The organism is Ruegeria sp. SAZD013 (assembly GCF_059612525.1).
Genome location: NZ_JBXWQT010000024.1, coordinates 49,207 through 69,008, shown reverse-complemented (window position 1 = coordinate 69,008; position 19,802 = coordinate 49,207). Strand labels below are relative to the sequence as shown.

22 protein-coding genes and 1 riboswitch are annotated in these 19,802 nt (G+C 57.1%); of the genes, 9 read left to right on the top strand and 13 right to left on the bottom strand.

The window, feature by feature from the left end; genetic code table 11:
- Positions 1 to 7: 7 nt before the first annotated feature.
- From cmk to miaB, 10 genes are all read right to left on the bottom strand, one after another.
- Positions 8 to 625 carry a (d)CMP kinase gene (gene cmk / locus AC2FLU_RS13170; protein WP_480488256.1) on the bottom strand — a complete coding sequence of 206 codons (618 nt, stop codon included), beginning with the start codon at positions 623 to 625 and terminating at the stop codon, positions 8 to 10.
- Positions 622 to 1,968 carry a 3-phosphoshikimate 1-carboxyvinyltransferase gene (aroA, locus tag AC2FLU_RS13165; RefSeq protein ID WP_480488258.1) on the bottom strand — a complete coding sequence of 449 codons (1,347 nt, stop codon included), beginning with the start codon at positions 1,966 to 1,968 and terminating at the stop codon, positions 622 to 624. Before aroA ends, cmk begins: the two co-directional genes overlap by 4 nt.
- Positions 1,969 to 2,036: 68 nt before the next feature.
- Positions 2,037 to 2,747, bottom strand: coding sequence for a tRNA (guanosine(46)-N7)-methyltransferase TrmB (gene trmB / locus AC2FLU_RS13160; RefSeq protein ID WP_480473788.1), 711 nt, complete (start codon positions 2,745 to 2,747; stop codon positions 2,037 to 2,039).
- 94 nt (positions 2,748 to 2,841) lie between these two features.
- Positions 2,842 to 4,023, bottom strand: a complete 1,182-nt coding sequence (gene metK, locus AC2FLU_RS13155; RefSeq protein WP_480518737.1) for a methionine adenosyltransferase — start codon at positions 4,021 to 4,023, stop codon at positions 2,842 to 2,844.
- 5 nt (positions 4,024 to 4,028) lie between these two features.
- A riboswitch (SAM-SAH riboswitch) is annotated at positions 4,029 to 4,077 on the bottom strand.
- Between the two features lie 30 nt (positions 4,078 to 4,107).
- A complete protein-coding gene (gene lnt, locus AC2FLU_RS13150; protein ID WP_480554532.1) occupies positions 4,108 to 5,622 on the bottom strand; it encodes an apolipoprotein N-acyltransferase in 1,515 nt (504 codons plus the stop codon).
- Positions 5,619 to 6,506, bottom strand: a complete 888-nt coding sequence (locus AC2FLU_RS13145; protein WP_480476819.1) for a hemolysin family protein — start codon at positions 6,504 to 6,506, stop codon at positions 5,619 to 5,621. Before AC2FLU_RS13145 ends, lnt begins: the two co-directional genes overlap by 4 nt.
- Positions 6,507 to 6,541: 35 nt before the next feature.
- Positions 6,542 to 7,036, bottom strand: coding sequence for an rRNA maturation RNase YbeY (gene ybeY / locus AC2FLU_RS13140; protein WP_480473791.1), 495 nt, complete (start codon positions 7,034 to 7,036; stop codon positions 6,542 to 6,544).
- A 36-nt stretch (positions 7,037 to 7,072) separates the two neighbouring features.
- Positions 7,073 to 8,095 carry a PhoH family protein gene (locus tag AC2FLU_RS13135; protein WP_480494855.1) on the bottom strand — a complete coding sequence of 341 codons (1,023 nt, stop codon included), beginning with the start codon at positions 8,093 to 8,095 and terminating at the stop codon, positions 7,073 to 7,075.
- Between the two features lie 136 nt (positions 8,096 to 8,231).
- On the bottom strand, positions 8,232 to 9,053 hold the full coding sequence (locus AC2FLU_RS13130; protein ID WP_496812003.1) for an outer membrane protein: 822 nt from the start codon (positions 9,051 to 9,053) through the stop codon (positions 8,232 to 8,234).
- A gap of 115 nt (positions 9,054 to 9,168) precedes the next feature.
- Positions 9,169 to 10,488 (bottom strand): tRNA (N6-isopentenyl adenosine(37)-C2)-methylthiotransferase MiaB, encoded by a 1,320-nt coding sequence (gene miaB / locus AC2FLU_RS13125; protein WP_480554536.1) that lies wholly within the window; start codon positions 10,486 to 10,488, stop codon positions 9,169 to 9,171.
- Between the two features lie 122 nt (positions 10,489 to 10,610).
- Between miaB and AC2FLU_RS13120 the strand changes: the two genes are divergently transcribed.
- Positions 10,611 to 11,474, top strand: a complete 864-nt coding sequence (locus AC2FLU_RS13120; RefSeq protein WP_496808818.1) for a hypothetical protein — start codon at positions 10,611 to 10,613, stop codon at positions 11,472 to 11,474.
- Positions 11,475 to 11,480: 6 nt separating this feature from the next.
- On the opposite strand, the gene AC2FLU_RS13115 is transcribed toward AC2FLU_RS13120, so the two are convergent.
- On the bottom strand, positions 11,481 to 12,278 hold the full coding sequence (locus AC2FLU_RS13115) for a phytanoyl-CoA dioxygenase family protein (RefSeq protein ID WP_480494864.1): 798 nt from the start codon (positions 12,276 to 12,278) through the stop codon (positions 11,481 to 11,483).
- An 83-nt stretch (positions 12,279 to 12,361) separates the two neighbouring features.
- Between AC2FLU_RS13115 and AC2FLU_RS13110 the strand changes: the two genes are divergently transcribed.
- The gene (locus tag AC2FLU_RS13110) at positions 12,362 to 13,285 is read left to right on the top strand and encodes a LysR family transcriptional regulator (protein WP_496808817.1); all 924 of its coding nucleotides are present in this window, start codon (positions 12,362 to 12,364) and stop codon (positions 13,283 to 13,285) included.
- Here AC2FLU_RS13110 and irrA read toward each other — a convergent pair.
- Positions 13,263 to 13,679: an iron response transcriptional regulator IrrA gene (gene irrA / locus AC2FLU_RS13105; protein WP_267366106.1), complete on the bottom strand. Its 417-nt coding sequence runs from the start codon at positions 13,677 to 13,679 to the stop codon at positions 13,263 to 13,265. The genes AC2FLU_RS13110 and irrA overlap by 23 nt on opposite strands.
- Before the next feature lie 188 nt (positions 13,680 to 13,867).
- Here irrA and fabA point away from each other — a divergent pair, with 188 nt between their 5' ends.
- Genes fabA through AC2FLU_RS13085 form a run of 4 tightly spaced genes read left to right on the top strand, consistent with a single transcriptional unit; the run spans position 13,868 to position 16,673 of the window.
- Positions 13,868 to 14,377, top strand: coding sequence for a bifunctional 3-hydroxydecanoyl-ACP dehydratase/trans-2-decenoyl-ACP isomerase (gene fabA, locus AC2FLU_RS13100; RefSeq protein ID WP_209598228.1), 510 nt, complete (start codon positions 13,868 to 13,870; stop codon positions 14,375 to 14,377).
- Positions 14,378 to 14,408: 31 nt separating this feature from the next.
- The gene (gene fabB / locus AC2FLU_RS13095) at positions 14,409 to 15,638 is read left to right on the top strand and encodes a beta-ketoacyl-ACP synthase I (RefSeq protein ID WP_480518720.1); all 1,230 of its coding nucleotides are present in this window, start codon (positions 14,409 to 14,411) and stop codon (positions 15,636 to 15,638) included.
- A 5-nt stretch (positions 15,639 to 15,643) separates the two neighbouring features.
- Positions 15,644 to 16,435 carry an enoyl-ACP reductase FabI gene (locus tag AC2FLU_RS13090; RefSeq protein ID WP_267366101.1) on the top strand — a complete coding sequence of 264 codons (792 nt, stop codon included), beginning with the start codon at positions 15,644 to 15,646 and terminating at the stop codon, positions 16,433 to 16,435.
- A 58-nt stretch (positions 16,436 to 16,493) separates the two neighbouring features.
- The gene (locus AC2FLU_RS13085) at positions 16,494 to 16,673 is read left to right on the top strand and encodes a hypothetical protein (protein ID WP_267366102.1); all 180 of its coding nucleotides are present in this window, start codon (positions 16,494 to 16,496) and stop codon (positions 16,671 to 16,673) included.
- Positions 16,674 to 16,706: 33 nt separating this feature from the next.
- Here AC2FLU_RS13085 and AC2FLU_RS13080 read toward each other — a convergent pair whose 3' ends face one another.
- A complete protein-coding gene (locus AC2FLU_RS13080) occupies positions 16,707 to 17,135 on the bottom strand; it encodes an FKBP-type peptidyl-prolyl cis-trans isomerase (protein ID WP_480554540.1) in 429 nt (142 codons plus the stop codon).
- A gap of 125 nt (positions 17,136 to 17,260) precedes the next feature.
- Here AC2FLU_RS13080 and AC2FLU_RS13075 point away from each other — a divergent pair, with 125 nt between their 5' ends.
- The 3 genes from AC2FLU_RS13075 to AC2FLU_RS13065 are packed head-to-tail and all read left to right on the top strand — an operon-like array spanning position 17,261 to position 19,748.
- Positions 17,261 to 17,947, top strand: a complete 687-nt coding sequence (locus AC2FLU_RS13075) for a haloacid dehalogenase type II (protein WP_480473801.1) — start codon at positions 17,261 to 17,263, stop codon at positions 17,945 to 17,947.
- A complete protein-coding gene (locus AC2FLU_RS13070) occupies positions 17,947 to 18,777 on the top strand; it encodes an alpha/beta fold hydrolase (RefSeq protein WP_496808816.1) in 831 nt (276 codons plus the stop codon). The genes AC2FLU_RS13075 and AC2FLU_RS13070 overlap by 1 nt, the downstream gene beginning before the upstream one ends.
- On the top strand, positions 18,774 to 19,748 hold the full coding sequence (locus AC2FLU_RS13065) for a threonine ammonia-lyase (protein ID WP_496808815.1): 975 nt from the start codon (positions 18,774 to 18,776) through the stop codon (positions 19,746 to 19,748). The genes AC2FLU_RS13070 and AC2FLU_RS13065 overlap by 4 nt, the downstream gene beginning before the upstream one ends.
- Positions 19,749 to 19,802: the final 54 nt, after the last annotated feature.

Genomic DNA, 19,802 nt, shown 5'->3' with positions numbered 1-19,802 from the left:
TGCGGCGTTAACGCGTCGCGGGCAGTTTTGCGTTGATCACCTCAAGGGCTTTGGCCAACGCCGCCTCGATACTCAAATCGGTGGTGTCCAACCGCACGGCATCCTCAGCGGGTTTCATCGGAGCGGTGCTGCGCTCAGCATCTCGCGCATCCCGTTCTCTGACATCTGCCAGAACCTGTTCACGGGTTACGTCAGCGCCTTTTGCACTTAGCTCCAGGAAGCGTCGCTCGGCGCGCACTTCAGCACTGGCTGTTACAAACAGCTTCACTTCGGCATTCGGACAAATCACCGTGCCGATATCACGACCGTCCAGAACGGCCCCACCTGCCCTGCGGGAAAAAGCGCGCTGAAAATTGACCAAGGCCGCACGAACTTCCGGAAGAACCGCCACTTTGGAAGCTGCCTGCGCAATCTCGGCGGTGCGCAGGTCGCCTTGTTCAAGTTCTTCCGCTGTCAGGGCCTGTGCGGCCTCAAGCGCGTCAACCCCTTCCAGGGTCCGCCTTCCGACAGCGCGATACAGCAAGCCCGTGTCCAGATGGGCAAAGCCGAAATGCGCCGCCACAGCCTTGGATATCGTGCCCTTGCCCGCAGCCGCTGGTCCGTCAATGGCAACCGTGAAACTCACGTGCGCTGTACCTTTGCGCCCAGCGACGCCATCAGTGGTTCAAAGATCGGGAACGACGTTGCAATCGGGCCACCATCATCCACGCTTACGGGATTCTGCGCCCCCATACCCATCACCATGAACGACATGGCAATGCGGTGATCCAGAAAGCTTTCGCAGGTGCCGCCGCCCGGAACGTTGCCGATGCCCAGCCCTTCAACCGACCACCAGTCGTCGCCTTCAGCGACTGTCACCCCGTTGGCGCGCAGGCCACGGGCCATGGCGTCAATCCGGTCGCTTTCCTTCACGCGCAGCTCTTTCACGCCGCCCATCATCGTTGTGCCTGTGGCATTTGCAGCCACCACAGACAGAACCGGGTATTCATCAATCATCGAGGCGGCACGCTCGGAAGGAACGTCGATGCCTTTCATGTTGGGCGAGTACTTGGCGCGCAAATCGGCAACCGGCTCGCCCCCTTCTTCGCGTTCGTTTTCATAGGTCAGATCAGCGCCCATCTCGCGCAAGGTTGTAAAAAGGCCCGCGCGTGTGGGGTTCAAACCGATCCCCGGCACCAAAACATCCGATCCAGGTGTGATCAATGCCGCGCAAACCGGAAAAGCCGCGCTGGACGGATCGCGCGGTACAGCGATGACCTGTGGCTTCAGCTCCGGGCGACCGGTCAGAGTGATAACACGGCCCTCGTCGGTATCCTCGACCGTGATTTCGGCACCAAATCCAGCCAGCATCCGTTCGGAATGGTCACGCGTAGCCTCTTTCTCGATCACAACGGTCTTTCCGGGGGCATTCAGACCCGCCAAAAGTACGGCGGATTTCACCTGCGCCGACGGCACAGGAACTTCGTATCGCACAGGGGTCGGGTCCGCAGCGCCGACGATGGTCATCGGCAAGCGCCCGCCGGATCGCCCAACCGATTGTGCCCCAAACAAGGCCAGAGGGTCAGTCACCCGCGCCATGGGGCGTTTGTTCAGACTGGCATCACCGGTAAAGGTCGCCGTGATCGGAGAGGTCGCCATCGCCCCCATGATCAGCCGCACACCGGTTCCCGAGTTGCCACAGTCGATCACCTGACCCGGTTCGGCGAAGCCACCGACACCCACGCCGTGCACTGTCCATTCCCCGTTTCCGTGCTCTGTGACCTCAGCGCCGAAGGCACGCATCGCCTTTGCGGTATCCAGTACGTCTTCGCCTTCCAGCAAACCCGAAATCCTGGTTTCACCCACGGCCATCGCACCAAGGATCAGCGACCGGTGCGAAATCGACTTGTCGCCGGGCACCTCGGCCGTGCCGGTCAGCGGGCCGCAGGGATGCGAGGTCATCGGGATGGGCGTGCCGTGTCCGGACATGAGGGCTCCTTTTGCGCTATCAGTGCTCAAGCCGATTAGCGAATTGACGCCCGTTGGTCCAGCGGCAATCAGCCTTTGCGTCGGAAGGTCAGGTAGTGAGGTGTCCGACCCTCGCGCAGCGCCTTCTGTTCGTATCGCGTGGAGATCCAGTCGCCCCACGGCTCGCGCCAGTCAGAAGGGCGTTCGGCCAGCCATTCAAACCCGGCGCGCGGAACCTCTTCCAAGGTCTGACGCACATAATCGGGAATGTCAGTTGCAACCCGGAAGATCGCCCCGGGTTTCAGCACTTTCGCCAGCGGTTCAAGATGTTCCTGGGTTACAAATCGACGGCGATGATGCCGCGTTTTGGGCCATGGGTCGGGATAGAGAAGGAACGCGCGCGAAATGCTGGCCTCTGGCAGCACGTCGAACAGATCGCGCACATCGCCGGGGTGCACGGCAAGGTTTTCAACACCTGCCTGACGGATTCTGCCCAGCAGCATGGCAACACCGTTGATGTATGGCTCGGCCCCGATGATGCCAATGTCAGGATTGTTTTGCGCCTGGTGCACCAGATGCTCACCACCTCCGAAGCCAATTTCCAACCAGACCGGCTTGCCGCCGAACAGATCGTTCAGGTCCAGTGGCTTGCGTTCGGGATTCGAGGCCCAGTCCACGGCGCCGGGCGACAAGGCGGCCAGATCTTCGTTCAGATAGGTCTTTTGACTGGGCTTCAGGGTCTTGCCCTTGAAGCGGCCATAAAAGTTTCTGCGCGGGCGTTGTGGGGTCTCTGTGCTCATGGCGGTGGCCATACTGCGCAGTGGAGTACGTTGCAAGGGCGTGCACCGCCCCAAAAAAAGCGCGCCCCTGAAGGCGCGCTTTGGATTTTTCAGATCAAACTGCGGATTTCAGCGCGTCGACCAGATCAGTGCGTTCCCAGCTAAAACCGCCATCCGCATCCGGTTCGCGGCCAAAGTGACCGTAAGCCGCTGTACGCTGGTAGATCGGCTTGTTCAGCTGAAGGTGCTGACGAATGCCGCGGGGTGTTAGATCCATGACCTCACCAACTGCTTTTTCGATAGCAGCATCGTCGATCTGGCCCGTGCCATGCGTGTCTGCATAGATCGACAGCGGCTTCGATACGCCAATGGCATAGCTCAACTGAATGGTGCAGCGCTCGGCCATACCGGCGGCTACGACGTTTTTCGCCAGATAGCGCGCGGCATAGGCCGCCGAACGGTCAACCTTGGTCGGGTCTTTGCCCGAGAATGCGCCGCCACCATGCGGGGCTGCGCCACCATAGGTATCCACGATGATCTTACGACCGGTCAGACCAGCGTCGCCATCCGGCCCGCCAATAACGAATTTTCCGGTCGGGTTGACGTGCCATTCGGTATCAGCCGACAACCAGCCTTCGGGCAGAGTTTCACGGATATAAGGTTCAACGATGGCGCGGATGTCATCCGACGTCAGCGCCTCGTCCAGATGCTGCGTCGACAGAACGATCGAACTGACGCCGACCGGTTTGCCGTTTTGATAAACGACCGACAATTGAGATTTCGCATCCGGCCCCAGTGCAGGCTCGGTGCCGTTCTTGCGCACTTCGGCCAGACGCCGCAGGATTGCGTGCGAATACTGGATCGGTGCCGGCATAAGCGCAGGCGTCTCGGTTGTCGCGAAGCCGAACATGATGCCCTGGTCGCCAGCGCCTTCGTCCTTGTTGTCCGCGGCATCCACGCCCTGCGCGATATGGGCGGATTGTTCGTGCAGAAGGTTTGTAACCTCGACGGTTTCGTGGTGGAATTTGTCCTGCTCATATCCGATATCTTTCACGCACTCGCGCGCGATCTCTTCGATGCGGCCCATGTAGTCGTGCAGTTTGTCCTTGTCCGACAGACCAACTTCGCCACCGATAACGATGCGGTTGGTCGTGGCAAAGGTTTCGCAGGCCACGCGCGCTTCAGGCTCTTCATTCAGAAATGCATCAAGGACAGCATCTGAGATACGGTCACAGACCTTATCCGGATGCCCTTCAGAAACGGATTCCGAAGTAAAAGTATAGTTCTGTCGGGACATAAATGTGCTCCATTAAGGTTTCTCCGCCACGCCAGGAAGCCGTTGTGGCAGACCACAGACGCATACGCTTGCCCAAAGTTGGGGTCAATCTCTAATTGCCCGGTTGCCGCGGGTACCAAACAGCGCCATTGCCAGAATAAACAGTAAGACAACAACGATCGGACTGTCCCCGATACGTGCATAAGTCGTGCGACGGTGTGGTTGCGGCAGCACGGCGTCCACATATCCAGCCTCACCCAGAGCCAACGACGCAGTCAAACGACCCAATGGGTCAATCATGGCCGATATACCGGTATTGGCCGAACGGATCATCGGCAAGCCCTGCTCAATTGCCCTCATCCGGGCTTGCACCAGGTGTTGAAACGGTCCCGACCGAGTTCCAAACCAGGCGTCATTTGTGATTTGCAGCAAGAAATCAGCCCGACCCGGCGCACCGTTCACATCTTGCGGGAAGACGGCTTCGTAGCAAATCAGTGGCAACGCCTTTCCCAGCTTGCCGAGGTCCAACAGGGCAGGGCCCGGCCCCGCGCTGAACCCGTGCCCGGTTGTAGTTGCCAGACCACTGATCCCGAAACGCCCCATCAGATCACCCAAGGGGACATATTCGCCGAATGGCGCCAGATGGTGTTTGTCATACACCCCTGCCAGACGCCCGGTTTCATCCAGATAGATCAGCGAGTTGAAAATCCTCGGACCTTCTGCGCGCTGAATCCCCAGTATCACCGGCGCACCCTGCGCGGCATCCGCAATAGTCGACAGAAACGGTTGTGCGCTGCCCAACCATGCGGGAACCGCGGTCTCGGGCCAAACAATCAGGTCAGGTCTAGGAGAGGCTGCAGTATACTCAACCTGACGCGCAAAAAACAAAGGCGCATATGCCGGATCCCATTTTTGATGCTGAGGGGCATTCGGCTGGATCACGCGAACCAGATGCGAACTACCCTGAACGACGGGTCGCGTCGACCCGTAGGCAATCGCCATCGCTGCCATAACGCCGGTAAAACTCAGAGTCCGCACCAAACCGTCCAAGGGTTTGTCCTGCACCAATGCCGCGCCAATTAGGAATGTTGCGGCAAAGGTCAGCACATTCAACCCATACGGCCCGACCAGAGACAGCATCTGCGCCACTGGCGTGTCCACCCAGATTTGCGCGACCCCAGCCCATGGAAAGCCGGTCAACACATATCCCCGCGCCACTTCGGCCAGGGACAAAACTGCAACCAGTAATATGCCTTGACGAACTGGCGTGGCACCAATTCTGCGCGACAGGCCGAATGCAGAGGCCCAGAACAAGGCCAGCCCGCCCGCCATGAACACCAACGCAAACGGGGCCATCCAGGCATGGCGTTCAGCATCTACCTGAAACGGCTCAATGATCCAGCCGAGGGCATGGGCAAAATAGCCGGTCGCGAAGGCCCAGCCGACCCATGCCGCCCGGCCTCGGGTTTCGCTGGCAAGGAAGATCGGGACAATCAGGACAAGAACCAAAACGGTTGCGCCCCAATACAGATGAGGTGCCTGACCAAACGCGCCTACCCCGCCAAGGGCGGCACCGGCCAACAATCTCAACGATAATGGCCAGCCCCGTACTGGGGTCATGCAGCAACGTCCGGCAGCATGACGCGCAGCCGTTTGATACGGCGTGGATCCGCTTCGATCACTTCGAATTCCGGACCCTCTGGATGAATGACAACTTCACCCCGCGCCGGAACGCGGCCGGAGAGCATAAACACAAGCCCGCCCAGAGTATCGATTTCCTCTTCGTCGACGTCTTCATGACTGGTCAGAGACCGGCCAATCTCGGCCTCGAAATCTTCGAGCGGCACACGCGCCTGCACCACATAACATCCGGGCTTTTCCTGCACCCAAAGCTGGTCTTCATCCGCATCGTGCTCGTCAGCGATTTCGCCGACGACCTGCTCGATCAGGTCTTCGATCGTGAGCAGTCCATCAACGCCGCCATATTCATCAATCACCAATGCCATGTGACGCCGCTCGGTTTGCATCTTGGTCAACAAGACGCCGATTGGCATGGATGGCGGCACGAACAATAGCGTCCGCAGCATCGAGGTCAGATCAAACTCTTTGCCGCCACCGTTGAAACCGTGGGTCAGGGCAAAATCCTTGAGATGAACAAAACCAAGCGGTGTATCCAAGGTTCCCTCATAGACAGGAATCCTTGACATACCACTGCTCCGGAAAACATCCGCCAGTTCATCTTTTGTGATCGTTGAAGGTACCGAGACGATTTCAGCGGTAGGGATGGCAACATCCTCAACGCGCATCCGGCGCAGGTTAATCATCCCGCGTGGCTGCGCCACAGCCGCGTTTTGTCCGTTCACCGTCTGGTCCGGTTGAGTATCATCGCTCGAAAACACTTCGAGGATTCGAGAAAACAGACCGGTTTTCTCTTCCGTTTCAGTACTGCTGTCCTGAGGTTGCGCGCTTTGCGCCGCCCTAGAACTGCCTTCTATATCGCCCATTACCTTGTTCCAACTGATCGGGTCTTGAACCCACATTATACCTTATATGGGTCATCAATACCCAATTTGCCAAGTATCTTGACCTCAATCCCTTCCATCAAGGTGGCATCGGGGTCACGAATGTGATCATAACCCAGCAAATGCAACGTTCCGTGAACAAGCAAATGGGTCACATGGTCACTCATTGCCTTGTTGGCCTCGGCCGCCTCGCGGGCACAGGTGTCATAGGAAATCGCAATATCGCCCAGAACAATCTCGCCGGTAAAATCCGGCTCTGGCAGGCGTGGTGATTGCCCTGGCTCATCCGGAGCTAGGTCTTCCGCAGGCCAGCTCAGCACATTGGTGGGCGTCGGTTTACCGCGAAATTCAGCGTTCAGTTCTGAAATCCGCGCATCGTTGCATCCCAATATACTGACTTCGCACTGCTCCGGGGCCAATCCGCAATGGGTCAGAACGGCGTTAATCGCCTTTTGTGACAAGACCTCAAGATCTTGCCACCTTTCGTCTTCGAAAATGAGTTCCAGGGTCATCTTACCGCGCAACAGCCTCGTTAGCGGGCTATGTGTTCACGTGGTTTCACGGCCCGCATCGGCCTCATACGCCTCGATGATCGCAGCGACAAGCGGGTGACGCACCACGTCTTTCGAGGTGAAGTAGTTGAAGCTGATATTCGGGATTGTTTTCAACAACCTCTCAGCATCCGCCAAGCCCGATTGAACGCCACGCGGCAAATCGACCTGTGACCGGTCGCCAGTTATGACCATGCGGCTTCCTTCGCCCAGACGGGTCAGGAACATCTTCATCTGCATCGTGGTGGCGTTTTGCGCTTCATCCAGAACCACAAATGCGTTGGCCAGCGTACGACCGCGCATAAAGGCCAGCGGAGCGATTTCGATTCGTTTTTCTTCGATCAGCTTGGCCAACTGTTTTCCGGGCAGAAAATCGTTCAGCGCGTCATAAAGCGGCTGCATGTAAGGGTCGACCTTGTCCTTCATGTCACCCGGCAGATAGCCCAGTTTTTCGCCCGCCTCGACCGCCGGACGGCTCAGGATGATTCGGTCCACATGCCCGCCGATGAACATCGAAACCCCGACCGCCACCGCCAGATAGGTCTTACCCGTCCCCGCCGGACCAATTCCAAAGGCCAGCTCATTCTTGAACAGTGACTGGACATAGGCTTTCTGGGCGTCGGTGCGCGGTTCAACCAACTTCTTGCGGGTTTTGATCTCGACCGAACCGCCCTTGAACATCTCAAGCTGATCGCCATCGCGGCTACCGGTTCCCTGTTCCGAAACACCCATCCGCAACTCGCGATCGACGTCTGCGGCCTCAACCTCGCGCCCACCTTCAAGCCGAGTGTAAAGCGATTGAAGCACCTCAACCGCCTGTTTCTGAGCATCTTCATCGCCCATCACAACAAGCTGATTGCCGCGGCGTACAATCTGGACCGAAAGCTTGGTTTCGATCTCAGCCAGATTGCGGTCATATTCACCGCACAGGTCAATCAGCAATCGGTTGTCGGGAAATTCTACGAACGCCTCGTGTTGGGGCATTTCATCTTGCGGTGGGGTCAGGGCACCGATGGCCAATCCGCTCTCCTGTCTTGGCTGTTCACCCCGAGCGTAGACAACAAATCTTGGTAGGCGCAAGCCACAGTTTAAAAAATAAATGCTGAGATGTCATAACAGCCGATTTAACGGTGATTGGTTGCCGATTGGATGAACATCAGAAGGTGTAATTCAGCCCGAATCTTAATCCGCTGTATTTTGGTGTGGACTTTGTGGAGAAGCCAGAACTGAACTGGATGTCTTTTGATTGGAACTGGACATATTCATATTCGCCCGTAATCGACCAATTGTCGGACAACCTATGCTCGGCCCCTATGCTTGCCGAATAGCCGTTCCGCCGATCTGACACCGGGAAATTCTGAACCGAGGTGGCCGATGCAATACTGTTGGTTGTTTCCACATCGCCCCACAGATATCCGACGCTAAAAAAATACAGAATTCGTCCGCTGCGGTTCGTCAGACCATTGCGAAATCGGACTGCCAGAACATCCGATATCTTTGTTCCGCCCTGCACATTGACGCTGCCGATCCGCCTGCTGACAGTGTCGTCAAGAGATCCGAATTCATACCCGATTTCGAAGCCGTAGACATAGTCGCGCCCTTCCCTTGCAGGTAAAATGCCACGCCAGCCGCCCCGGAAACCCCCGGATGCTCCCGACAAATCCTGATCACCGATATCAAACTGTCCGCCGGGTGTTGTCAGGCCAAATCGATCGTCCCCACCAGCGCCATAACCACCAGTAAGCCCCAGATAAAAAGCACTGACATCGCTGCTGAATCTTTTCGGGCTGACCACTTCCGGATCGCTTATCTCACCTTTCAAATCACCGGCAATGGATGCGCTGGCAATCAGTGTAACAGCGGCAGTTAGTGTCAGCGTTTTCAACCTGCTCAGGCTCGTAAAGCTATTGAAAGTCGTCACTCGTACCTCCCTCATCCCGTTTTCCGGGACCGGCATATTGCCGATTTGCAGGCGCAAATCCTTGCGCCCCGAAAACCATGGCTCCTCTCGGAGCATAGTTCCAAGCAATAAATCAAGGGTAAATTTTGGAAACAAACACCAACTATGGTGTCCGGGAGGTGTAAACACCGATCTACAGCAACTCACCGGCCAGAGAATTCGCCCCCGACGCAGTGATCCGGACCTCTCTCAAGTCACCCGTGGCGATCTCTGGTCCTTTTACGTGCACCGAATGCAGGTATTCGGACTTTCCAACCATCTGTTCGGGCAGGCGACCCGGTTTCTCGAAAAGAACGCGGACTGTGCGTCCAACCATACCGTCCTGAATTTCTCGCTGATGACGCGTGATCAAGGCCTGAAGCCGCTGCAACCGTTCATCTGACACTGCCGGATCAACCTGGGCTCGTTCAGCCGCTGGGGTTCCCGGACGTGTGGAGTATTTGAAGGAATAGGCGTAGCCGTATTTGACCTCTTCGACCAAATCCATCGTGGCCTGAAAATCATCTTCGGTTTCTTCGGGGAAACCAACGATAAAGTCTCCCGACATCACGATATCAGGCCGCGCCGCGCGAATGCGTTCGACCAGCCGCAGATAGCTTTCCGCCGTATGGCTGCGGTTCATCCGCTTGAGGATACGGTCCGAACCCGACTGAACCGGCAAGTGTAGATAGGGCATCAGCTTGTCACAGGTGCCATGCGCCTCGATCAGGTCGTCGGCCATGTCGTTCGGGTGCGAGGTCGTAAAGCGGATGCGTTCCAGCCCGTCGACCTTGTTCAATTCCCAGATCAAGCCGGCAAGTGTAATGTCACCATTTGCCCCGGCACCGTGATAGGCGTTGACGTTTTGGCCCAGCAACGTGATCTCGCGCACCCCGCGCTCGACCAGATCATTGGCTTCGCGGATGATGCGATCCGCTGGACGGCTGACTTCAGCACCGCGCGTATAAGGAACCACGCAGAAGGCGCAGAATTTATCACAGCCCTCCTGAACAGTCAGAAACGCCGTCGGGCCGCGCTTGGCCTTGGGGCGGTTTTTCAGTTTTTCGAACTTGTCCTCTTCGGGGAAATCCGTGTCCAGCGCCTTTTCGCCCGCTCGGGTCTTTGCCTCCATCTCGGGCAGGCGGTGATAGCTTTGCGGACCGACCACCAGATCAACCAGCGGCTGGCGGCGCATGATCTCTTCGCCTTCAGCCTGAGCGACACAGCCCGCCACGCCGATTTTCAAATCAGGCTTCTCGGCCTTCAGACCCTTGAAGCGCCCCAGTTCGGAATACACTTTCTCTGCCGCTTTCTCGCGGATGTGGCAGGTGTTCAGCAGGATCATATCCGCATCTTCGGGGGTCTGGGTTTCAACATAACCCTGCCCGCCCAGCGCCTCGGACATGCGTTCGCTGTCATAGACATTCATCTGACAGCCATAGGTCTTGATAAACAGCTTCTTCGGTTCGGACATGAGACGGGCCTTTGCATTCGCTGGACCGGCGTCGTCTATCTGCTTCGAACGCCGCTTGCAATGCGGGCGCAATTACCCGAATTTGGCGGAACTTTCCAGCAAGACAAAACCGAAAACAGCCGATGCAATACGATTCCCTCGACCATTTCCTGAAAGCCGGGCAGCCCGCAATGGCGCAAGGCCCCATTGCGATGGTCTTTGCCGAGGACGAGGTCGAGTTGGAAAGCACTCTGCATCACCATCTGAAGCTAGGGTTCAAATCCGTTATCGCCTTCATGCCTCAGGAGTTCCGACTAGAGCCCGCGTTGACCGACCGAGTGCATCGGGTCACCTTGAAATGCGTTCCCCGAACGGTGGTTTTCGATACCCTGAACAGAATAATTCAGGCCGCACCCGGCATCTGGATGTATTACTGCTATAACGCCGAATACCTGTTCTTTCCGTTTTGCGAAACGCGCAGCATTGGCGAAATGCTGGCCTTTCACAGCGAAGAACGCCGCAATGCGATGCTGAGCTACGTCATCGACCTTTATGCCGAGGACCTGACCGCTTTTCCCAACGGTGTCGCCCCCGAACAGGCTTTGTTCGACAAAACGGGTTACTACGCCCAATCACGCCACGACCCTGATGGCCAACCACTGGACCGTCAGGTGGACCTGTCAGGTGGCTTGCGCTGGCGGTTCGAGGATCACATTCCCTATGAACGCCGTCGCATCGACCGCATCGCCCTGTTCAAGGCGCAAAAGGGCCTGATCCTGAAATCCGACCACACGTTCAATGAGCCGGAATACAATACCTATTCCTGCCCATGGCATCACAACGTGACCGCGGCTATCTGTTCCTTCCGCGCCGCGAAGGCGCTCAAAACAAATGCCGGGTCGACTTTTGACATTCCAAGTTTTAGCTGGCGCAACTCCGTGCCTTTTGAATGGCACTCGCGGCAGCTGCTGGATCTGGGCCTGATCGAATCAGGCCAATGGTTCTGAAGCGCCTCAGCGCTGAAACAGGACCGGAAACCAGTCTTCTCGCAGACGCTGCCCCGGCGTCATGTCATGGCCGGGAAACGGTGGAGAGGTTCTGCCTGGACGCTCTACATACCTTGCGTCATCGCCGACCAGCCGCAGAGAAAAGGCGCGGCGACGGCTGTCCGAGTGGTTTCCTCGCGCACCGTGAAGGGTGCGATAATTGAAGGCAACGGCGTCACCGGGGTCCATTTCGAATTCGACGACCTTCATGCCCTCGGCATCCGGGTCCGGTACGGGGATGTACTGGCCTTCATCCGGGAAAAAACCTTCCTCAGAAACCCAGCGGGTTGGCAGCACCTCTTTCTCCCACCGGTGAGAGCCCGCGACACAGCGCAACGTCGCCTGCCTGACCGGATCCAGCGGAGACCAGAAGCTGATGGTTTGCTGACCCTCAACGAAGTAATATGGGCCATCCTGATGCCAGGGCGTGGCCATGGATGTCCCGGGCTCTTTTACCAATACGTGGTCGTGAAACACCTGAACACTTTTCGACTGCATCAGGTCCGCTGCGACCTCGGCCGCGGGCGAGTTTTCGATCACCTCGCGGAACTGCGGGATGCGGGTCCAGTTGCAATAATCGTCAAAGAACAGACCCGTTTGACCCTCTTTCTTGTTTTCTGATGCATACGGGCCAGGCTCTGCCATATTCGCGGCAATGCCGTCGCGCAGTTGATCCACATAATCTGCAAACAGCCCTTTGATCAGAACGACGCCATCATCCTGATACGTTGTGATCATCTCTTGAGTTACAAGCGGGTGAGGCATCCGGGTCTCCATTCGTTTTCCAATCTTTTGCGTTGAAGGAGTGTTCTGTTCAAATCATATCTTTCGAAGTTATAATTAACTTTATGTTATACATTTCACTGCGTCAGTACGAATATGTTTGCGCGGTCGGGCGCCACGGCAGCCTGTCCGCAGCCGCACAATACCTGAATGTATCGCAACCGGCCCTGTCCACAGCCCTGACGCGTGTCGAAGCACATTTGGGACACCCGCTGTTTATCCGCCGCCGAGGCTCGGCCATGGCGCTGACGCCTCAGGGGCGAAAATTCATCGATCAGGCCGAGACCCTTCTGAAAGACGCAGCCCAAATCGAGTCATCAGAAACTCCATCGCCGGGCACGACACGTCTAAGACTGGGGTGTTTTACGGACCTCGCCCCATTCCTGCTGGCACCCGCCCTGCACCATTTGCGCAATGCTTTTCCAAACATCACTATCACTTACTTTGCCGCCTCCTTCGAAGGGCTGCTGAACAGATTGATTGATGGCCAGATCGATATTGCCATCACTTACGAGCTGACAATGGATGCGGGGTTCACACGAGCAAAACTGTTCGACAGTCGGCCAAAGGCCCTTATCCCCCCAGATCATCTATTGGCGACAGCGGGCACGGTCTCACTGGCTGACTTGGCTGCTCACCCGTTGATCCTGTCAACAGAAGGCTGGTCGGCACAACACATCCTCAGTCTCTTTCGGCGCAACGGTCTGCACCCGACTGTCGCACATAGGGCAGCATCGATCGAGATTCAGCGCAGTCTTGCCGCCCATGGCGAAGGGATCGGGATCAGCTATACCAGCCCGCTCAACGCGGTCAGTTATGACAACAGACGTCTTGTCAGTGTTCCGATCAGCAATCAGGACGCAACTGAATCCGTTGTTCTTGCGCGCCACGGAACAGGGCCCGCTGACGCGACCATTGATCAGGTTGAACGTTTGTTGTTGGCGAGTTTGAACGGCGGTGTTGGCGCTACTTTTTGCGCAGGCGAATGACAACGTCAACCGAGGCAATCTCGACCCCTTCGGGCGCTTCGGGCAGGCGCTGGATCACCAATTGGTCCGATGGCGCATCACTCAGGCGTGCCTCGTCTTCCCAATAAAAATGAGGGTGATCATGCGTGTTCGTGTCGAAATAGCTTTTTGACCCGTCCACAGTGATTTCCTGCAGAACGCCAGCGTCGCAAAACGCGCGCAGGGTATTGTAAACCGTCGCCAGTGATACAGCGTCACCATTCGCCTTGGCCGATTCAAACAGGCTCTCGGCGGTAACGTGACGATGGCGGCCATCGCCCACTAAAAGCTCGGCCAACGCCACACGCTGACGCGTCGGACGCAGGCCAGCGTTCACCAGCCAACCTGTAGCTATATCGCCGCTCTGCGGTGTCATTGATCCAATACCCATAGTGACTTCCATTATATATAGGAGCGCATGGTTGGCAATTTCAAATGAAATTCATTCGCAAAGAACGCGGTATACACAACATGATGTGGCCGCTGCTCTTGCAGGACCTTGCAAACGGGTGCTAGACGAGGCCAGATATTACGAACGGACCCACGGCAGGAGAGGCGGCAAGAATGGCCCAGTTCCCGAGCAGTTTTGACAAAGACGATCTGCTGAAATGCGCCCGCGGCGAATTATTTGGCCCCGGCAATGCACAATTGCCCGCCCCGCCAATGCTGATGATGGACCGGATCACCGACATCTCGGATGATGGTGGCCTGCACGGCAAAGGCCATGTGCTGGCCGAGTTCGATATCACCCCTGACCTTTGGTTCTTTGACTGCCATTTTCCAGGCAACCCGATTATGCCGGGTTGCCTTGGCCTTGACGGTCTATGGCAGCTGACCGGTTTCAACCTGGGTTGGCGTGGATGGCAAGGGCGCGGCATGGCCGTTGGCGTGGGCGAAGTGAAACTGACCGGTATGGTTCGTCCGGACCGCAAGATGCTAACGTATAAAATCGATTTCAAAAAAGCGATTCAGACACGTCGCCTGACCATGGGTGTGGCAGATGGAATCGTCGAAGCCGATGGCGAGATGATCTATGATGTCAAAGATATGAAGGTCGTTCTGTCCGAGGCCTGAGCCTGTACGACCCGAAATAAGGAGTGCGCACATGCGTCGAGTAGTCGTCACCGGTCTGGGGGTAGTGTCTTCGATCGGGAATAATGCCCAAGAGGTTCTGGCCTCGCTCAAAGCAGGTAAATCCGGGATCGAAGCCAGCGAACAGATGGCAGAACACGGGTTTCGCAGTCAGATCGCGGGAACGCTCAAGATTGACGTGGCTGAACACGTAGACAAACGCACCCTGCGCTTCATGGGTCCGGGCGCGGCTTACGCTCATATCGCCATGTCTCAGGCCATTGCAGATTCCGGTCTGACCGAGGACCAGGTAGTCAACCCGCGTACAGGTTTGGTGGCCGGATCCGGCGGCCCGTCGACAAGCGCGATGCTGACCGCGCATCAGACGGTTCTGAGCACCGGTGCAACCAAACGGATAGGGCCGTTCGCCGTGCCAAAATGTATGTGCTCGACAATTTCGGCAAACCTGGCGACCGCGTTCAAGATCAAGGGTATCAACTATTCGATCACCTCGGCCTGCTCGACCTCGCTGCATTGCATCGGCAACGCGGCCGAACAGATCATGCTGGGCAAACAGGACGTCATGTTTGCTGGCGGCGGCGAAGAACTGGACTGGACGCTTTCGTGTCTGTTCGATGCGATGGGCGCGATGTCGTCGAAATACAATGACACGCCCGAGAAAGCCTCGCGCGCGTTTGACGAAAACCGTGACGGGTTTGTGATTTCCGGTGGCGGCGGCATCCTCGTTCTGGAAGAGTTGGAGCACGCTCTGGCCCGCGGCGCAAAGATTTATGCCGAAGTCACCGGCTATGCTGCCACTTCGGATGGCCATGATATGGTGGCCCCTTCAGGTGAAGGCGGCGAGCGCGCGATGCGGCTGGCGCTGGACACACTGCCCGAAGGTCGTAAGGTCGGCTATATCAATGCACATGGGACCTCGACCCCTGTCGGTGACGTGGGCGAAGTAGAGGCTGTGCGCCGCATCTTCGGTGAAGGCAATGTACCGCCGATTTCCTCGACCAAATCAATGACTGGCCACGCGCAAGGCGCGGCAGGAGCGCTTGAGGCGATCTTCTGCTTACTCATGCTGGACAATGATTTCATTACGCCGTCGATCAATGTCGACACACTCGCCCAAGGCATCTTGCCCGGTGAAATTGCAACTGAAGTGGTTGAAAACGCAGGACTGGACAGTGTCATGACCAACAGCTTCGGCTTTGGCGGCACTAACGGGTCCATGATTCTGTCTAAGTATAACGGGTGAAAGTGATGTCGGATCTTCTCAAAGGTAAACGCGGCCTGATCATGGGCGTGGCCAATGACCGCTCAATCGCGTGGGGCATTGCCAAGGCCATGCACGAGGCAGGCGCAGAACTGGCCTTCACCTATCAGGGCGAAGCGTTCGGCAAGCGGTTGGAACCTCTCGCTCAAAGCTTGGGCAGTGATTTCATGGTGGATGCCGATGTGACCGACGACGAGTCACTGGATCGCGCCTTTGGTGAGCTGGCTCAGCGTTGGCCCACCATCGACTTTGTTGTTCATGCCATTGCGTATTCGGATAAGTCCGAGCTGACAGGCCGGTTTCTGAATACCACGCGGGCGAACTTCAAACACTCGATGGACGTGTCGGCCTATTCTTTCATCGAGGTGGCGCGCCGCGCCTATCCGATGATGAAGGACAATGGGGGCTCGCTGCTGACGCTGACTTATCAGGGATCAAACCGGGTCGTACCGAACTACAACGTCATGGGTGTTGCCAAGGCTGCGCTGGAATCGGCGACCCGTTATCTGGCCAATGACCTTGGCCCGGATGGTATCCGCGTGAACGCAATCTCACCTGGGCCGATGAAAACCCTTGCCGGTGCGGCCATTGGCGGAGCGCGCAGGACATACAAGTTCTGTGATCAGAATGCGCCGATGCGTTCGAATGCCACACTGGAAGCTGTTGGCGGGACCGCAGTTTACCTGACATCTGATGCGGGTGCCTGCACGTCTGGTGAAATCATCCGAGTTGACGGTGGTTTCCACGTTCTGGGCATGCCACAACCCGATTTCATGTGACCATATCTTTCCCTGCCGCCGCCAAGATTTCACCATCTTTGGGCGGCAGGACTTCGATATGAGCAAGCTAGATCAAATCATTGCAAACAACGCACGGTCGGTGCAAAGCCGGAAGAAGTCCGGTTTCCTCAGCCAGCGGGCCAGAGTGCTGCTGCTCGCGCTGACTTCATTGCTGCTGGTGTTTGTCTTTTTCACCCAGCCACAGGTACGTGCAGCTGTTGAAGCTTTGATCGGCTGAAGTCCGTGCAGGATTTCCAACCCGAACTAAGTCTCAATTGATCGAGATGACTTCAATCTCAAACACCAGATCCTGTCCGGCCAACGGATGATTCCCATCCAGAGTTACAGTCGCTTCGTTGGCGTCCACAACTGTCACTGGTACGGCCTGACCGTCAGGTGTCTGCATCTGCAGTTGAGTGCCCGGATCTAGCGGAATATCCTCGGGAATACCCTCACGGGGGATTTCCTGACGCATCGCAGGATTGATCGGGCCGTAGGCGTCGGTACAGGCAATCTCGACCCGTTTCTTGTCACCTGCGGACAAACCGGGCATGGCACTGTCCAGACCGGGAATAATCTGACCCGATCCAACCACGAACTCCAACGGATCGCGCCCATCCGAGCTGTCAAAGACTTTGCCATCCAGCAATGTCCCTGTGTAATGGATGCGAACCGTGTCGCCTTGCTTGATTTCGGTCATAGTGGCCTCCGGCCGTTTTAGGGGTTAAGCGGCCAACCCTAGAGATTGACACAAAGTTGTAAACCCTTGGCCCTTTCCCCCCATTCCGTGTTGTGCCAACCTGCGCGCAATCAAAGGAGGGTCATATGGCAGTCACGACCTGCGTGTTCGACGCCTACGGAACACTGTTTGATGTTGCGGCCGCCGCCCGGCAGGCGGCAAGCGAACCTGGATTCGAAGCACTGAAAGACAAATGGCCCGAGGTCGCGGGACATTGGCGCCTGAAGCAATTGCAATACACGTGGCTGCGTGCAGTGGCTGATGCGCATGCGGACTTCTGGGATGTCACGCAGGACGGGCTGGACTGGGCGCTGGAAGCTGCAGGCCTGCAGGGCAACCCTGAACTGCGCCAACGCTTGCTGGATCTTTATTGGGAGTTGCAGGCCTATCCCGAAGTTCCTGCCATGTTGAAAACCCTCAAGGATGGCGGGATGCAGACTGCCATCCTGTCCAACGGATCACCGCCCATGCTGGACGGTGCTGTTCAGTCCGCCGGGATCGGCGATGTGCTGGATGACGTGCTGTCGGTCGAAAGCGTTGGGGTCTTCAAGCCCCATTCCCGTGTCTATGATCTGGTTCAGAACAGGTTTGACTGCGCCCGCGACGAAGTCTTGTTCGTCAGTTCAAACGGCTGGGATGCCGCGGGGGCCAGCGGTTATGGTTTTGTCACCGTCTGGGTTAATCGGATCGGGGAACCAATGGACCGGCTGCCGTGGACGCCAGCGCATGTTCTGTCTGATTTGACCACCATTCCCAAGCTGGCTGGTCTTTGATGTCAGACTTTACGACTTCGGACGGCAAGCGCATCTATTTCGAAGACCATGGATCGGGCACGCCGCTTTTGTGTCTGGCCGGATTGACTAGGAACAGCCGGGATTTTTCGTATTTCGCACCACATGCCACTGAACTGCGCATGATTGCGATGGATTACAGGGGGCGCGGCCGCTCGGACTACGATCCCGATTTCATGAACTACAACATCTTTCGTGAATCCCATGACGCGATTGAACTGCTGGATATTCTGGGCATCGAAAAAGCGGTCATTCTGGGCACCTCGCGGGGCGGGCTGATTGCCATGGCACTGGCAGCAAGCCACCCCGAACGTTTGGTCGGTGTGATCCTAAACGATGTGGGGCCCGTCATCGAGACGTCAGGCATCGCCAAGATCATGGCCTATGTGGGCGCGCAACCCACCGCGAAAACCCATGACGAAGCTGCTGCCGCCCTGAAACATATGATGGAGCCGCAATTTCCCAGGGTTCCGCTGGAGATCTGGCGCAAACAGGCCGAAATTCAATACGAACAACAAAGGGACGGGCTGGCGCTGCGCTATGATCCGGCCCTGCGCAAGGCGCTTCTGGAACAGGCCGCGAGCGGTGCTATACCCGACTATTGGTTGTTTTTTGAAGCGCTGCGCAATATTCCATGCGGCGCGATCAGGGGCGCAAACTCGGACGTTCTGAGCGCAGAAACACTGGCTAAGATGCACCGGCGGCATCCCGGTCTGATCTCGGCCGAAGTACCGGATCGCGGGCATGTTCCATTCCTGAATGAGCCGCAATCTCTGGATGTCATCAAAAAGGTATTGAAGAACGCTGCATGAGCACATTTGAAATGATCGAAGCCGCGGCCATACGGCTTAAAGGACATGTCCGCGAGACACCAATTCTGTCGTCGCCATTTCTTGACGCGATCGCCGGGCGCCGGATTTGGGTCAAGCCGGAATGCCTGCAACATACGGGCAGTTTCAAGTTTCGGGGAGCTTGGTCTGCCATATCCGCGCTGGATGAAGACACACGCCAGCGCGGCGTGATTGCATATTCTTCGGGCAATCACGCACAAGGCGTTGCGATGGCGGCGGCGAAACACGGTATTGCTTCGGTCATTGTCATGCCGTCGGACGCGCCACACCTGAAAATCGAAAACACCCGCGCGCTTGGAGGTGAGGTCGTTCTTTTCGACCGTGCAAACGAAAGCCGTGAAGAGATCGGGGAGACCATCGCCGCCGAACGCGGGCTGACTCTGATCCGGCCATATGACGAACCTCAGGTGATTGCCGGGCAAGGTACCACCGGCTTGGAAATCGCCAGACAGGCCGCGGAACTTGGGTTATCTCAGGCGGATGTTCTGGTCTGTTGCGGCGGTGGCGGCCTCACCTCTGGCATTGCACTGGCATTGGAAAAACACGCCCCCGACCTAAGGGCTCGCCCGTGCGAACCGGAAGGGTTCGATGACGTCAAACGATCACTGGCGACGGGACGGATTCAGAACAACAACGCGGCATCAGGCAATATTTGCGATGCCATCCTGACACCGCAACCCGGCGACATCACCTTTCCCATCCTAAACCGTCTTTGCGGGCCCGGTATTTCGGTGACCGAAGAAGAGGCCTTGCGGGCCATGGCACTTGCTTTCCTGCGCCTCAAGATCGTGCTGGAGCCCGGCGGCGCAGTCGCATTGGCCTCGGCCCTGTTCCGGGGCGACGAGATCGAGGGCGACGACGTGATCGTGGTCACATCGGGTGGTAACGTCGATCCGGATGTTTTTTCCAGGGCGTTGGAATTCCTGACCTGACAGGCATCCCAAACCTGTGCAAGTTGCACCTGGAACGCCGGGGCTGCAAGGACC